Here is a 15,072-nt window from a genome sequence, read left to right on the forward strand (position 1 = left end):
CAAGAACAAAATAAAAAACCATGAGTCGGTTAAAACCAGTTCATGATTTTCATGAGGTATTGATTGATACGTACTTGCCTCGAATAGTAAATATTGCCGCCATTGACATAGAGCTCTCCACCATGTAAAAGAGCGATCGGATGGCGATAGCTATAGGTTTGACCAGTCGTATTTCCTAAACTCGGTGCCACAACGTCTCTAGAATAGGCCTTGGCCACCTTGATTAAGTTCTGACCTCCATTTTCCTTGACATAGTCCATATAGGAACTCCCAAAATTATAAGCCTGTACAGCCGTCCACTGATCCAAGCCCAGTTCTTGGGCATAGGCAATATGCTTAGCCAGGACTTCCACTCCTTGCTGAATACTTGCCTTGGTATCTGTGATGGTATTGGCCATACCTGTCAAACTTTCACTAGACTGCATGACATCATCTGCCCGGCCTTTAGTTTCCGTGTAAATCATAGCCAAAATTAACTCTGGGTCAGCTTGACTCTCCATCTCAGCCAAAACTTCCTTCACCAAGGGCTCGTAAGTCATTACATGCTTGACATCTTGGCGAATCTCATAGGCCTTAAACCCAATAAGCAGTAACAAGACCAGTAAAATCAGCCGTCTTATCTTTTTAAACATTACTTGGCCTCGATTGCTTCAATATTTTTAATGAGAATGGAGTAGGTCCCATCCTCGTTTTGGATAAATTCGACTGACTCAGCGTCTTCGTAAACCCGATTAGGCACGATCAATTCAATGCCGTTAGACAAAGACAGCTTCTGGTTTTCCAATTTCTTAAGCTGACGGCTGGTATCCAATTGCTCTATCGGGAGCGATTGGGGCAGGGTTTCCTTAACTTGATCAATAAAGCTCAGTTTAGCTGTCAGGTTCTGGTCAAACAATTGATCCGCCAGCTTTTCAGCTGAGAGTACCTCTTCTTCCTGCAAATGCTTGTACAAAGCTGTCTTGACCTTGGATTGGAACTGGAAGTCATCCTGATTAAAATTCGCTGCAATCTTCTGAGCTGTTTGTTCCATTGTTTTTATGGATTTTTGCACAGAAATGTCTGGCTTAACTGCCAAAATCTGATCCGAAAAATAGTTGAGAAAAGCACCATTATGCTTGATCCGCTTTTCAATCAAGAAGTATTGACGCGTCTTTAAGTTAACAATCAAGGCCTCATCCGGTGGAGATCCTGGACCGGGTAGGTTATTTTGAGTCGTGGTAATAGGATTGTCAAAATCTTGTCCCAAGTGAGCTAGATTCTCTCGCAAAGCCAGCCTCAAAAAGGCAAAGTGCTTGACCCCATGACTTTCAAACTCTATAAAAACCAGATCATTGGTCTTTTGGTTTTCAGAAAGGGTAAAAACGTCCTTCCATGCCTGTGCAACTTCCCTAGACGTCTCTTTTAAATCATCCGTCAAGCGCGACAAAAAAGCATTTTCTGTCTCAAAAACACCTGTTTTAGCCTGGTCACTATAGACACGTTCAATTTTTTTGCGAAGATAGGCCTCTATCTTGGGCGTTAGATTGAGGTATTTATCCGATATGACCAACTCTGTCTCTGTCGGTAGAAATTGATGGATAATGGCTTTTTTAATATAAATATCTAACATACTTACCTCTACTTGTCCTACCAGCTTTCACTACTAAAGAGGAAAACTGCTCTGCTATTGTACCATAAACAAGAAGAAAAAGGGAGTGGGAAAGAACTCCAATAAACGAAAAAGAGTTCGTCTTCCCACCCCCGCACAGTTGATTAGGCCAGTTTTGGAGCTTATAATGCGAACAAAACTGCCAATCAGCCACTGCGTCAAACTATTTTTTTATACCATTGTTTCAATAGAGCTGACTTTTTGCCCAGCTTCTTTACATCTTAGCTATAAAGCGGAAAAGCGTCTGTTAAGGCACGAACTTCTTGACGAACCTCATCTAGAACAGCTTCATTATCAGCATTTTCCAAGGCCTTGATGATGAGTTCAGCGACCTTGCGGCACTCTTTTTCTCCAAATCCGCGCGCGGTTACTGCGGCAGTACCGATTCGGATCCCAGATGTCTTAAATGGTGACAGGGTTTCAAAAGGGATCGAGTTCTTGTTGAGGGTAATGCTGACTTCGTCTAGCAGGTTTTGAGCGACTTTGCCGTTTTCGACCACCTTGGTAACGTCTACTAGGAAGACATGGTTGTCTGTTCCACCAGAAATGACACGGAAGTTGTCATGTTGCTTGAACACCTCAGCCATGACTTGACAGTTAGTAATGACATTTTGAGCGTATGCTTTAAAGGCAGGGTCTAAGTTTTCCTTGAAGGAAACAGCTTTTGCGGCAATCACATGCTCCAGCGGGCCACCTTGGAGGCCAGGAAAGACAGCTGAGTTGATTTTCTTGGCAAGAGTTTCGTCATTGGTCAAAATGAGGCCGCCACGAGGACCACGGAGGGTCTTGTGGGTTGTAGAAGTTGTCACATCAGCGTAAGGCACTGGGCTTGGATGAAGACCTGCTGCGACAAGTCCAGCAATATGGGCCATATCCACCATGAGCTTGGCACCAACCTTATCTGCAATCTCACGGAATTTGGCAAAATCAATGGTGCGTGAATAGGCAGAGGCACCTGCCACAATCAGCTGCGGCTGCACTTCCTGAGCACGCGCCAAGATGGCATCGTAATCCAACTGCTCCGTTTCCTTATCAACACCGTAAGGGACAAAGTTGTAGGTCTTGCCCGAAAAGTTAACAGGAGAACCGTGGGTCAAGTGTCCACCAGCAGACAAGTCCATGCCCAATACCGTATCTCCTGGCTCAATGAGAGCCATGTAGGCCGCGGCATTGGCCTGACTTCCAGAGTGGGGCTGAACATTGGCAAACTGGGCGCCGAAAATCTCTTTTGCACGGTCAATGGCTAAATGTTCAATCACATCGACCACTTCTGTCCCGCCATAGTAGCGGTTGCCTGGATAGCCTTCGGCGTACTTATTGGTCAAAATGGAGCCTTGTGCAGCCATAACAGCTTTAGAAACAACGTTTTCGGAAGCAATCAGCTCGATGTTGTTTTGCTGGCGCTTCTCCTCGTCTGCAATAGCAGCCCATAACTCACTATCGTAGGCCTTATAGTCTTCTTGGTCAAAAATCATGTGGATTCTCCTTTTCTTGATTTCCCTCTATTGTATCACAAGACAGGTCAATTTCTCCCTATTAGAAGAAATATTTCAACGAACGTTCCGAAATTGACAAAAATCCCGCTTCAATTGAAACAGGGAGTGATGGTCACAAGAGTAAAATAAAGCGTTTCTGCAGTTTGTCGCCATCGTAGCCGATTTTTTCGTAAAACTGATGGGCCTCTATCCGATGGGCGCCCGAGTTGAGGCGGATAAAGGAATAGGCTCTTGTTTCTGCTTCTTCTTTCAAGGCCGCCATCAGGTCCTTGCCAATGCCCTTCCCTTGATGGTCAGGGTGAACTGCTAAGGCTAAGACATTAAAGCCCCTTGGCGAATAAAGGCTTTCATAGGTTTGAGCATGGACATAGCCTAAGAGCTCCCCTGTTTCAGGGGCGCCATAGCCGAGCAGAAAATGATGGTCATCTGCCAGTAACTTGGTCAGTTGGCGAGCCGTCTCTTCTGCTGAGAAGGCATAGCCTAAAGCCAAGTCATTAATGGCAGAGAGTTGTGGCACGTCTTTTAAGTCTAAGGGTCTGAGCATATTAGTCCTCCTCAAATCTCAACTCTGGCACTACTGCCAGTAAATCTTCCTTGGTGATAGCTCCTTGTCGTAAAATCTTGGTCCTGTCGCCTGACAAATCCAGGATGGTCGAATCTTGACCTGTCAGTGCTTGGTCATCAGCGTAGCCTGTCACCTGACCATCAAAATCAGCCAGAATTTGCTCAAACTTCGTCCCGCTAGTAGAGCCAGACACATTTGCCGATGGCCCAATCAAAGGCCCATGCTGGGAGATCAGGTCTTGGGTTACAGAGTGAGCCGGTAGACGAAACCCGACTGTCTGCAAACCAGAATTGATCCAGGCAGGCACGCGGTCATTGGCCTGAAGGATAATGGTCAAAGGCCCCGGGAAAAAGGACTGATAGAGTTTTTCCAGATAGTTCGGCTGATTCTGACTGTAAGCCAAGATGTCGTCAAGGCTAGACACATTTAGATTCATGGCCTTGTCAAGGGGACGGTTTTTAAGGGCATATACCTGGTTGACCGCCTGCTCGTCTAGAGCCTTGGCAAATAGCCCATAGACCGTTTCTGTTGGCAGGACAACTGCCCCACCTAAGGCCAGAATAGAAGAGAGTTCACTGGTATTCATCAATAGCCACCATCCGATCCTTTCCAAAGACATCTTTTAGGACCCGCACGCGTTTTTCAGGGAGATAGGTTTGGCTGAGTGTTTCTAATCCCAGTCCTTGCTTGTAGCCTATTTCAAAGTAAATTTTCCCATCTATCGCCAGATAGTTTTTGGCATTCTCCAAAATCTTTCGGTAAATCGCGTAACCGTCTTCTTGCGCAAAAAGGGCCATATGGGGTTCATACAAAAGCACGTTTTGGCCAACTTCTGCGCTGTCTTCATAGGCGATATAGGGGGGATTAGACACGATGAGGTCAAATTTTCCATCAATCTGGGCAAAGACATCTGACTGGACAAATTGGACCTCCAGTTGATTCTTCTGAGCATTTTCCTGGGCAATGGCTAGCGCGTCAACTGAAATATCGCTGGCTGTTACCAGCCAATCTGGTCTGGCTTGCTTGAGGGATAAGGCGATGGCACCGCTACCTGTTCCCATGTCTAAAACCCGCAAATCCGCTCTGCTATTTTCCGAAAGAATCAAGTCCACCAACTCCTCGGTCTCAGGTCTTGGAATGAGGACTGCCGGACCAACCTTGAGCTCCAAATCACGAAAATAGGCTTTGCCAGTCAAATGCTGGGCAGGCACATGGGCCATGAGCTGCTGGGCGATTTCTTCAAGCAAGAGTTGGTCACTTTCTGAAACGGGCTGGTTGAGCTGCAAAATCAGCTCTGTCCTGGTCCAACCTTTTTTCTCCTGAAACACGTAAGAGAGGGCCGCCCGCTCCTCTCCTACTGCCTCGAGTTGGTCTTCTAGGGTCACTAATAGCTGTCCTAAACGCATTAGTTAGCCAACTTTTCTAATTTCTGGGTTTGATCGTAGAGGACCAGGGCATCCACGACTTCGTCCATCTTACCAGCCAAAATGGTGTCCAACTTTTGCAGGGTCAGACCGATCCGGTGGTCTGTGACACGGTTCTGCGGGAAGTTATAGGTACGGATCCGCTCAGAGCGGTCACCAGTACCGATGGTTGACTTGCGCTCCGCATCCTGCTCGTCTTGGGCAATCTGGGCAAAATGATCCGCCACACGGGCACGGATAATCTTCATGGCCTTGTCACGGTTCTTCTGCTGGGTCCGCTCTTCCTGCATCTCGACCTTGATGTTGGTCGGCAAGTGAACGATGCGGACAGCCGTTGCCACCTTATTGACGTTCTGACCACCTGCACCAGAGGCGTGGTAAATGTCAACACGGAGGTCTTTCGGGTCAATATCATACTCGACTTCTTCGATTTCAGGCATGATGAGGACGGTTGCCGTTGAGGTGTGGACACGCCCCTGGCTTTCCGTCACAGGGACACGCTGCACACGGTGGGCACCGCTCTCATACTTCAGTTTAGAGTAAACCGATTGACCCGATACCATGGCCACCACTTCCTTGATACCGCCAACACCGTTGTAAGAGGTCTCCATGATTTCAAAGCGCCAACCTTGGCTCTCAGAAAATTTCTGGTACATGGCCAAAAGGTCTCCTGCAAAGAGGGCAGCCTCATCACCACCAGCGGCACCGCGGATTTCCAAAATGATGTTCTTGTCGTCGTTAGGGTCTTTTGGCAGGAGCAAGATTTTCAGGCGGTCTTCCAATTCTTCCTTGGCAGCCTTACTGTCTTTCAACTCTTCCTTGGCCATCTCTTCCAAGTCCTTGTCGCCACCAGCTTCCTTAATCATTTCCTCGGCATCAGCAATGGCCTGGATGGTCGCCTTGTACTCACGGTAGGCCGCTACCGTTTCACGCGTGTTGGCCTCCTCGCGAGACAACTCCATAAACCGTTTGGTGTCAGAAACGACCTCAGGGTCGCTGAGTAATTCCCCTAATTCTTCGTAGCGGTCTTCCACCGCCTGTAATTGATCGTAGATGTTCATAATTAAGATACAAAGCCCGTTAAGAAAGCGAGAGAAAAATAGGAGACTGACGCCGTGTGCTAGCACACAAGGAAGTCTATCTTTTTTCCGACGCTTTTAGGGCGTGTTCTATTCCTTTCGTTATCATTAAGTTTGTCTTGTGAAAGAAAAGCTTGCACAGTCCGTAGCCCGTGTTCAGTTCCTTTCGTAAAGTTATTAAATCGAGAAATAAAATCTGCCTACAAATGCTTTATTTCCACAGGGCCGTAGGGATATCCAGTTCCTTTTGTTATCATTAGGACTTGCAGTTTAGAAAAAGAAAAACTAGTACAATCCTTTAAATCATGTTTTCTTTTCTATAGTTAAAATCTTAGATTTCAGGCTTAAAATAATGCTTACGGCAGACCGCACGGTAAGACTCATTCCCACCGATTTGGATTTGCTGCCCTGCATAGACAGGTGCCCCGTCCACCATCCTCAGGTTCATAATTGCTTTTTTGGAGCAATAGTGACAGATGGTTTTGATTTCCTCGATTTTATCGGCAAACAATAGCAGAGCTTCTGAGCCTTCAAACAAGTGGTTAAGAAAATCATTCTTCAAGCCGAAAGCCATAACTGGGATATCCAGTTCATCGACTACCCGTGAGAAAGCAATCACTTGATCCTTAGTCAAAAACTGAGCTTCATCAATCAAGATACAGTAGGGAATCTTGTCTAAGTCCTTAACGTACTGGAAAACGTCAAAATCTGTTGCAATAGCAATCGCATCCCGTCGCATTCCAATCCGACTTGAAACAATCCCAAAACCATCTCGAGTATCCAAGGCTGACGTCATAATGACCACATCCTTGCCTTGTTCCTCATAATTATGAGCAACTTTCAGGATTTCAATCGTTTTCCCTGAATTCATCGCCCCATACTTAAAATAAAATTGAGCCAACTTATGCTTCCAATCTAAGCACCCTACTCTTGTCAAAAAGCAAGATCTAATTATAATCCTCCTTATTTTACCATAATTTTCAAAGACTGGCATTTACTTTATCAGGAAAATAAAAAACCTTCTCAAAAAGAGAAGATTCTGCCTCAAGCACAGGCCATTAAGTGCTTAGCTGGTCTGGCCGATCGCCGCATCAATCGCCACTACGACTGCCACAACCAAAAGCGCATCCTGCTCTGGATTGTCCAGACTAATTTCAAAACTATCTGACAAACGGAAAGCTTTTTTCTGTAATTGAGCAATCATGTTATCACGATTGTCTGTGATTTTATAATCATGGAAGAGCAATCGACCTGTTATCTGCCAGTCAAGGATTTCAACCTTATATTTAGAGCGGGGTGAGAACCATTTTTTAGAAATGGTAGCCACCGTCTGGCCTCCGATAATAACATCCCACTTATATTGGGCAAAACGCTGCTTGATAAAGGCAACCTCTTGGGTCTCATCAGAGTTGTAAATAGAACTTCTAGTCCCTGTAAACATACCGATATTGCCTTTAACCCGGTAAAGCAACTCCTCAGATTCATTGTAAATGGTGAAATTATTTTTTAAAGTTCCCTTATCTTGAGTCATGTATAATTTCATGATAAACGCTCCTATTTTATATATTTGATATATATATTATAATCAATAGAAAGTCAACCATTTTGATTGTCTATTCAAACTATGAATGACGACTAGTGGAACTCAAAGAGAGGATACCATGTGCTGGCAAACCTTGAGCTTCATTTGATTCGGTCATTTTTCCAAAAACTGTCACTGCTAGGTAAAGAAAAAACAAGCCACCTGGACTTGTTTGCTACCAAGGAAAGAAAAATAGTTCACATAAGACATCTACAAGTAACCTTCCCAACTTGGAATGTCGATAAAGAGCAATCAGGCCATAAATCAGGATGAAGAACGCTAGGATAATCAAGATTGGTCCTTCCCAGACAGTTTGAGAAAAACAGTAGCTGCTAGCAAAATCGACAAGCCAGCTAGGAGCAGAGAAAAAATAAATCGTTTCATGAGATCCCCTCCTTTTCCACCTCCATTATGCACCTAAAAACAAGCAAAAACAAGCCATCTATGCTATACTAGACGAAAACGAAAGGAGACTATATTATGCCATTTGTCAAAATTGAGTTATTCGAAGGACGTACTGAGGAACAAAAAGTAAACCTTGCCCGTGAGGTCGCTGAAGTGGTGTCTCGAAACACCAATGCCCCCTTGTCTGCTATCCATGTCTTCATCAACGACATGCCCGAAGGCACCTATTATCCTCAAGGGGAAATGAAACGAAAATAAGCCTAAAATCAGAAAAGCAAAGGACATGGAAGTTTTCAAAAACGTCTACCGTCCTTTGCTTTTTCTTTTTATGTGTCTAATTTGGGGAGAAGATCATCCATTAACAGGACCTACTTGTTCTCCCCTTAAAGCTTTCCATACGCTTTAACACTTGGCCTATCAATTTTTAGCAACAGAGCTGTCGACTCTAAACTTTCTCTCACACTTAAAGAAAACCGATCTAGCTTAGGAAACGAGACTTATGATAGGACTGGAGCTCATCGAAGCGAGTTGACAAGGGCTACCTTTGATTTTCAAAGAGGATCACTTATCAGAAGCTCTCAATCCTTGAGCTAGGACTGCTATATCCGCTGGTCTGGTCCGACAGCAGCCTCCAAGAATTTTAGCGCCTCTAGCCTGCCAATGACGGCTCCACTCTAGCAAGCTGGGGCTATCGGCAGGTTGGGCCTGCCAACTCTCTGTTTGAACATCGTAACTTTCTCCCGAATTGGGGTAAGCTAACAAAGGCTTTTGACAGCCCTGCTTCAAGCATTCCAGAGCCTGATCGAGCATGGCCGGTGCGCTACAGTTGATCCCTACAGCAAAAACCTGACGCGATCGGTCCACTTGTTGGGCAAGCTCAGACAAATCCGTCCCATCTGGCAGATGCTTTCCATCCAGGCTGACCAAACTAAGATAGGCCTGACTCTTCGGAAATTCTTCTGCCAAAAGCTGTAAGAGTGCTTGGACTTCCAAGCGATTAGGGATGGTTTCTATACACAAGAAATCCACTCCTGCCTCAAGAAGAATAGCAATCCTCTCCCGATGAAATGCCTGCAATGTCTCAACCGAAACACCTGCATAATCGCCCGTGTACTCTGAAGCATCAGCCAGAAAAGCAGCATAAGGCCCTACGTCACCCCCAATCAAGGGATAGAGACGCCCCACCTGTTCTTCCTTTGTCAAGGATTCCCAAAAGGTCTCTCTGGCTTCCCGGGCTAGTCTAACCGTCAAACCAATCAATTCCACCGCTTCATTTCTGGTCAAACCAACTGCTAGCAAGCCAGGAATTGTCGCTTGATAGCTAGAAGTCGTCAGCAAGTCAGCTCCCGCTAATAGATAATCCAGATGAATGTCCTTGATCACTTGTGGATTTTCAAGAAGGTACTTAGCTGACCAGAGGTTTCCAGAGACATCATAGCCTCTGGATTCTAACTCTGTCCCTAGGGCACCATCTAGAATCAACAGGCCTTCCTCACCAAGTCTTTCTTTGAATGTTGTCATCTGTCTATTTCTCCTGTCCGTTAAATTGAAGCTCAGGTGGAAAGTTGAGAATCGGCTTGATTTCCTCTTTTCTGTCTCTTAACTGAGTTGAACACAGCCTAAAATCTCAGAAAACTAAAAATTCTCCTCACATGGTTAAACTGTAAAGAGAAATAGTTCCCGTGTGACCAAGCCCGCTTAGGAAGCTGCGCCAAAAGATCCCTCATTTTGAGTCCCAGACACCAAACAACTAGAATCGGGAAAAGGTTTGGATGCCAGCTTAACTGAACTCGGGTTAGACAATTCTTCCCACTGAACCAAGATAAAATGAAAAAGGACTTGCGTCCTTTCCCATTTCCATGCTAGACTAGCCCACAGGACTATTTTAACGACGGATTTCTTTAATACGAGCAGCCTTACCTTGAAGGGCACGCAAGTAGTAAAGTTTCGCACGACGGACTTTACCGTGGCGGATAACTTCAATCTTATCAACACGTGGTGTGTGGATTGGGAAAGTACGCTCAACCCCGATACCACCAGAAATCTTACGAACAGTATACATTTCTGAGATGCCTTGACCCTTACGAGAGATAACAACACCCTCGAAGATCTGGATACGCTCACGTGAACCTTCGACAACTTTCGCGTGAACGCGAACAGTGTCACCAGGACGGAAAGCAGGGATATCTGTACGAAGTTGACCTTCAGTCAAACTTTGGATTAATGGATTCATGTTTTTCTCCTATCTTTGTCAATCATAGGTGCTTTTAAACCCAGCGGATAAACTGTATTTTCGTGCGTCCATTACACACAATGTCTATTATACCAAATTGAATAGGATTTGCAAGGGATTTTTACCATTGCTTCAAAAACTTTTTCAAACCAGAAGTAGCGGCTTAGAATGAGCCTATTGTTTCGATAAACCGCCTGAAGCCTGCCTGGCCTGCCGCATCCCGTTTGTAGACCCCTGCATCTTCTAAGACGCGGGCAAAGACTTGACCAACGGCTTGTTGGACAACAGCGGTTACGGTTTCCGCAGTCACATCAGGATAAGCGGTTTTAAGACACTCTGCCCAATCCTTATGATAGGCTGCCAGCTGGTTGTCCTGATGAAGCAAGTATTTTTCCACCTCTGTCAACTCTGCTTTTAAGCGAGGTGGCAAGATGGCTAATCCCATAACCTCAATCAAACCAATATTTTCCTTCTTGATATGCTGGACATCTTTGTGCGGATGATAAACGCCATCAGGGTGTTCTTCAGACGTGTGGTTATCGCGTAGAACAATATCCAATTCAAAGAGTTGGCCTCGACGTCTGGCAATCGGGGTCACCGTATGATGGCGTTCATTGCCAGTATGAGCGATAATGTCTAGCTCAGGGTCAGCATAATCTGCCCAGGCCAGCCTTATCTTATCTGCCAAGTCCACCAAATCTTCCTTATCTTTGCCGGTCAAACGGATGACCGACATAGGCCATTTGACAATACCTGCTGTGATGCCCTCATAGCCCACAAAAGTAAACTTGCTATCCAGCTCTGCCATTTCCATAGGGAAGGTATGGCGACCGCCCTGATAATGGTTGTGGGTCAAAATGGAGCCACCTACGATGGGAAGGTCGGCGTTTGAACCTACAAAATAACCAGGGAAAATGTCCACGATATCCAGCAGTTGCTCAAAGGTTGTCCGGCTGATGACCATGGGGACGTGCTCAGTGTTGAGGAAGATACCGTGCTCCTTAAAGTAAGCGTAGGGCGAATACTGGAACCCCCACTGCTCCTTGCCTAAAGTCAGCCGAATGATCCGATGATTGGCCCGAGCGGGATGATCCAGCCTTCCTTGGTAACCCTCATTTTCCATGACCAAAAGATCGAGCGGGTAGCTGGACTGTTTCATCAATTTGGCAGCTGCAATCGCCTTGGGGTCCTTTTCAGGCTTGGATAGGTTGATAGTGATTTGCAGGTCACCGTAGGCTGTTGAAGCATCAAACGCAATATTTTTGGACACAGCAGCAACCTTAATGTAGTCGTTACGCTGAGATAAGGCATAAAAGTCCGCAATGGCTTGCTCTGGACTGGTTTCATAAGTCTTCCAGAACCGCTGATTGACCTGGCTAGGTGGTGGGGTAATAAAGTTCATCAACTCCGCTCCCAGACAGTCACGTTCTTCTAAGAGATTGCCAGACCGACCATTTTCAACTGCTAAATCAACCAGTTCTTCTTTCAGAGCAATCAGATCTGTGCTTGTGGTCTCACGGCGGGCATTCTCCTCGCCCACCAAGGCGAGGACACGGTTCACCAGATAAACCTTATCCATGTCGGTGTAATCAGAGTGGGCGATGACCTGCTCCACGAAGGTTTCAATTAGTTTTGTCATAGTTATTGTCCTAAAAATTGTTTAGCATACACATTTTTCTCTAACGTTCCTGCAAAATTTTATTTGCTTTCCTTAAGTAGTGAGGGCGGAAGGCAGACCTTAGAGGCCAAACCCTATCAGGTCTCGGCGGACTGTCTGCACTAGGTCAGTTTTTGGACTATTATCGAGTTCAAAAACTAACCGTCGCGACTATTCTTCACAGTTCCATTCCTTTTCGGCAAGCCAAAGTCTTACCGACCCCCGCCACCAAACCTCTAGTTTGGTGGCTTTCACTACGGCGGAGAGCAAAGTAGGGGGCGACTACGTCGCCTAAATCCATCTTAATCAACTACAGGATATAAACTTTTATTTCCTTGACAAGACACGGCTGCCACCTGCTATTTCAGCTATGTAGAAGCTTGGTTTGTAGCCGATGGTTTCGGTGTAGATGCGACCGACATTTTCCGTAAAGCTATCCACCTTTTCTTTTTGCACAATAGCGATACCGCAGCCACCGAAACCTGCACCCGTCATGCGGGCACCCAGAACACCTTCTTGTTCCCAGGCAGTATGGGCCAGAGTATCCAACTCGATGCCCGTCACTTCGTAGTCATGCTCCAGAGACACATGAGAAGCATTGACCAAGCGACCAAATTCATCCAACTTGCCAGCTTTCAAGGCTTCCAAGGCACGCAGGGTCCGCTCATTTTCAGAGACAGCATGACGGGCCCGCTTGATGCGGTTGGCGTCCTTGATCAGGTAGGCATACTGGTCAAATTCGGTACTGGTCAACTCGCCCAAGGTCTTGATGTCCAGCACCTTGTTAAGCTCTTCCACCGCTGTTTCACACTCCGAACGGCGTTCGTTGTACTTGGAATCTGCCAATTCGCGGCGTTTGTTGGTGTTCATGATGACAATGACATGGTCCCCCAAGTCCAGAGGCACCAGGTCGTACTCAAGCGTATTGGTGTCTAGGTAAATGGCAGAGCTGTCAGCCCCCATCCCGATGGCAAACTGATCCATGATCCCAGAGTTAACACCGATAAATTCATTCTCCGTTTTCTTGCCGATTTTGACCAAGTCCAGACGATCGAGTTTGAGATCATAGAGTTCTTCAGCGATGATCCCAATCAATAGCTCCAATGAAGCGGATGAAGATAAGCCTGCCCCGTTTGGAATCGTACCATAGACATAAACATCAAAGCCAGTATCAATGGTGTGGCCTGCTTCTTTTAGGAACTTGAGCACCCCCTTGGCATAGTTGGTCCAATTGTCTTTCTCGTCAAAGACTAGATTGTCTAGGTCCACTTCGATGATCCCAACCTCTTCAAAGTTTCCTGAGTAAAAGCGCAATATCTTGTCCTCACGGTTTCTGGCAGCCCCATAGGTTCCCAAGGTAATGGCTGCTGGGAAGACATGGCCACCGTTGTAGTCAGTGTGTTCCCCGATTAGGTTAATCCGACCTGGTGAGAAGAAGGTCGCATCCGCTTGCTCACCAAAAATGTCCAAAAAAGCTTGTTGTAATTGTTCTGTGTTCATAAAAAACTCCTTGTAACCGTTTTATAAGTCTATTATGTCATATTTTAGTAAATTTTTCAATTATTTTACTAAAAACATAGTTTGATTTACCCCAATGAGCTTTCATGGTATAATAAAAGGAAAAACAAGGAGGAATGTCATGGCTACGATTAAAGACATCGCTACCGAAGCTGGGGTATCTAGCGCCACTGTCTCTCGGGTTCTTAATTACGATCCTACCCTATCCGTCAGCGATGAAACCCGAAAGAGAATTTTTGATATTGCAGATGAGTTGAATTATACCAAGCATAAGAAAAAGACACCGCTTAAGCAGAGCCATCCTAAACTAGCCGTCATTCAGTGGTACGATCAGCACGCAGAATTAGATGATCTCTACTACTACGCCATCCGCATTGGCCTTGAAAAAAGAGCCCAGGACCTGGGCTTTGAAATCATCCGCATCTTCCATCAAGAAGCCTTGGAACCTATTGCCCAAGCGGATGCAGCCATCGCCATCGGGAAATTTAGCAGAGCTCAAATCAAAAAATTGGCTAGCTATACGTCAGTACTCGTCTTCGTCGATAGCAATACCCTGGCCAGAGGTTATTCCTGCGTGACCACCGACTTCGAATTCGGCGTCAAGGCTGCCCTCCAGCATTTTTGGAAAAACAATCTCCATAAAATTGGCATGTTAGCTGGGCAAGAGAGCACCTCAGATCAGGTAGAGGCCTTGTTGGATCCACGTCTGCCCATTTTCAAACAATTCCTGACAGATAAGAAGGCCTTCCAGGCTGAATGGGTTAAAATCGGGACCTTCTCCGCAGAAAGTGGCTATCAACTGATGACAGAGTTGATTGATGATTTGGGAGAGGATTTGCCCCAGGCCTTCTTTATCGCCAACGACAGCATGGCGATCGGAGCCTTAAAAGCCCTACAAGAACAAGGAATCCCTGTTCCTGAACGGGTCAGTTTAATTTCCTTTAATGACACAGCCGTGACCAACTATGTCTATCCCAGCTTATCCAGCGTGACCGTCTTTACAAAGGAGATGGGAGCTGCCGCTGTTGACTTAATCCAAGATCAGCTCAACAAGGAGGATGGACAAATGCCTCTCAAACAGATCAACCTGGCGACCCAACTCAACCTGAAAGATTCGAGTCTGTGAAATCTAGCCTCAATCTTGGACTAGCATCCCTCTTAGCTGCATGAAATAGCATCTGACTTACAAAGATTTTCACATTTAACATTTTGCACTAGTTAACGACAAGACTAGCAACTAAAAGGCGACCACTATAGTATTCTATTGGCTAGGATGCTAGGTGGTCGCTTTTTACATTTTGTGCAGACTTTTAGGCTCTTGCTTGAGCCAAGCCTGTTAAACGCTCATCGGCAAAGTGGATCGATTGGTTTCTCAACGGTCAAGGCCTCTATAAAACACCTACTACAAAATCCTTATGAGCAGGATACACTTGGTGAAGGCTTGGCCTTTCGGTTTCATTTCTGG

At 45.8% G+C, this 15,072-nt stretch carries 15 protein-coding genes; 2 read left to right on the forward strand and 13 right to left on the reverse strand.

Features of this window, described 5'->3' with window-relative positions; translation table 11 throughout:
• Positions 1–29: 29 nt before the first annotated feature.
• The 9 genes from ABID29_RS02135 to ABID29_RS02175 form a co-directional block, all read right to left on the reverse strand.
• Positions 30–632, reverse strand: coding sequence for a lysozyme family protein (locus tag ABID29_RS02135; RefSeq protein ID WP_354364068.1), 603 nt, complete (start codon positions 630–632; stop codon positions 30–32).
• A complete protein-coding gene (locus tag ABID29_RS02140) occupies positions 632–1,609 on the reverse strand; it encodes a nucleoid-associated protein (protein WP_354364069.1) in 978 nt (325 codons plus the stop codon). The genes ABID29_RS02135 and ABID29_RS02140 overlap by 1 nt, the downstream gene beginning before the upstream one ends.
• 260 nt (positions 1,610–1,869) lie before the next feature.
• The gene (gene glyA, locus ABID29_RS02145) at positions 1,870–3,123 is read right to left on the reverse strand and encodes a serine hydroxymethyltransferase (RefSeq protein ID WP_354364070.1); all 1,254 of its coding nucleotides are present in this window, start codon (positions 3,121–3,123) and stop codon (positions 1,870–1,872) included.
• Positions 3,124–3,256: 133 nt separating this feature from the next.
• On the reverse strand, positions 3,257–3,688 hold the full coding sequence (locus tag ABID29_RS02150; RefSeq protein WP_354364072.1) for a GNAT family N-acetyltransferase: 432 nt from the start codon (positions 3,686–3,688) through the stop codon (positions 3,257–3,259).
• Position 3,689: 1 nt separating this feature from the next.
• Positions 3,690–4,295, reverse strand: a complete 606-nt coding sequence (locus ABID29_RS02155; protein ID WP_354364073.1) for an L-threonylcarbamoyladenylate synthase — start codon at positions 4,293–4,295, stop codon at positions 3,690–3,692.
• Positions 4,282–5,115 (reverse strand): peptide chain release factor N(5)-glutamine methyltransferase, encoded by an 834-nt coding sequence (gene prmC / locus ABID29_RS02160; RefSeq protein WP_354364075.1) that lies wholly within the window; start codon positions 5,113–5,115, stop codon positions 4,282–4,284. The genes ABID29_RS02155 and prmC overlap by 14 nt, the downstream gene beginning before the upstream one ends.
• Positions 5,115–6,194 carry a peptide chain release factor 1 gene (gene prfA / locus ABID29_RS02165; RefSeq protein ID WP_354364077.1) on the reverse strand — a complete coding sequence of 360 codons (1,080 nt, stop codon included), beginning with the start codon at positions 6,192–6,194 and terminating at the stop codon, positions 5,115–5,117. Before prfA ends, prmC begins: the two co-directional genes overlap by 1 nt.
• A gap of 349 nt (positions 6,195–6,543) precedes the next feature.
• Entirely contained in the window at positions 6,544–7,113 is a 570-nt protein-coding gene (locus tag ABID29_RS02170; RefSeq protein WP_354364078.1) for a thymidine kinase, read from the reverse strand.
• Between the two features lie 165 nt (positions 7,114–7,278).
• Positions 7,279–7,755, reverse strand: coding sequence for an LURP-one-related/scramblase family protein (locus ABID29_RS02175; protein WP_354364080.1), 477 nt, complete (start codon positions 7,753–7,755; stop codon positions 7,279–7,281).
• A 519-nt stretch (positions 7,756–8,274) separates the two neighbouring features.
• Here ABID29_RS02175 and ABID29_RS02180 point away from each other — a divergent pair.
• On the forward strand, positions 8,275–8,457 hold the full coding sequence (locus tag ABID29_RS02180) for a 4-oxalocrotonate tautomerase (protein ID WP_354364081.1): 183 nt from the start codon (positions 8,275–8,277) through the stop codon (positions 8,455–8,457).
• 303 nt (positions 8,458–8,760) lie between these two features.
• Here the strand turns inward: ABID29_RS02180 and mmuM are convergent, their stop codons facing one another.
• The 4 genes from mmuM to ABID29_RS02200 all read right to left on the reverse strand — a co-directional run bounded on the left by mmuM (position 8,761) and on the right by ABID29_RS02200 (position 13,589).
• Entirely contained in the window at positions 8,761–9,720 is a 960-nt protein-coding gene (mmuM, locus tag ABID29_RS02185) for a homocysteine S-methyltransferase (RefSeq protein ID WP_354364083.1), read from the reverse strand.
• A gap of 364 nt (positions 9,721–10,084) precedes the next feature.
• Entirely contained in the window at positions 10,085–10,432 is a 348-nt protein-coding gene (gene rplS, locus ABID29_RS02190; RefSeq protein ID WP_168550164.1) for a 50S ribosomal protein L19, read from the reverse strand.
• Positions 10,433–10,595: 163 nt separating this feature from the next.
• Positions 10,596–12,071 carry a UDP-glucose--hexose-1-phosphate uridylyltransferase gene (gene galT, locus ABID29_RS02195; protein ID WP_354364084.1) on the reverse strand — a complete coding sequence of 492 codons (1,476 nt, stop codon included), beginning with the start codon at positions 12,069–12,071 and terminating at the stop codon, positions 10,596–10,598.
• Between the two features lie 345 nt (positions 12,072–12,416).
• Positions 12,417–13,589 (reverse strand): galactokinase, encoded by a 1,173-nt coding sequence (locus ABID29_RS02200; RefSeq protein ID WP_354364085.1) that lies wholly within the window; start codon positions 13,587–13,589, stop codon positions 12,417–12,419.
• A 139-nt stretch (positions 13,590–13,728) separates the two neighbouring features.
• Between ABID29_RS02200 and ABID29_RS02205 the strand changes: the two genes are divergently transcribed.
• Entirely contained in the window at positions 13,729–14,733 is a 1,005-nt protein-coding gene (locus ABID29_RS02205) for a LacI family DNA-binding transcriptional regulator (protein ID WP_354364086.1), read from the forward strand.
• Positions 14,734–15,072: the final 339 nt, after the last annotated feature.

It is taken from the genome of Streptococcus rupicaprae (genome assembly GCF_040545225.1).
In the GTDB taxonomy this organism is placed as follows: Bacteria; Bacillota; Bacilli; order Lactobacillales; family Streptococcaceae; genus Streptococcus; species Streptococcus rupicaprae.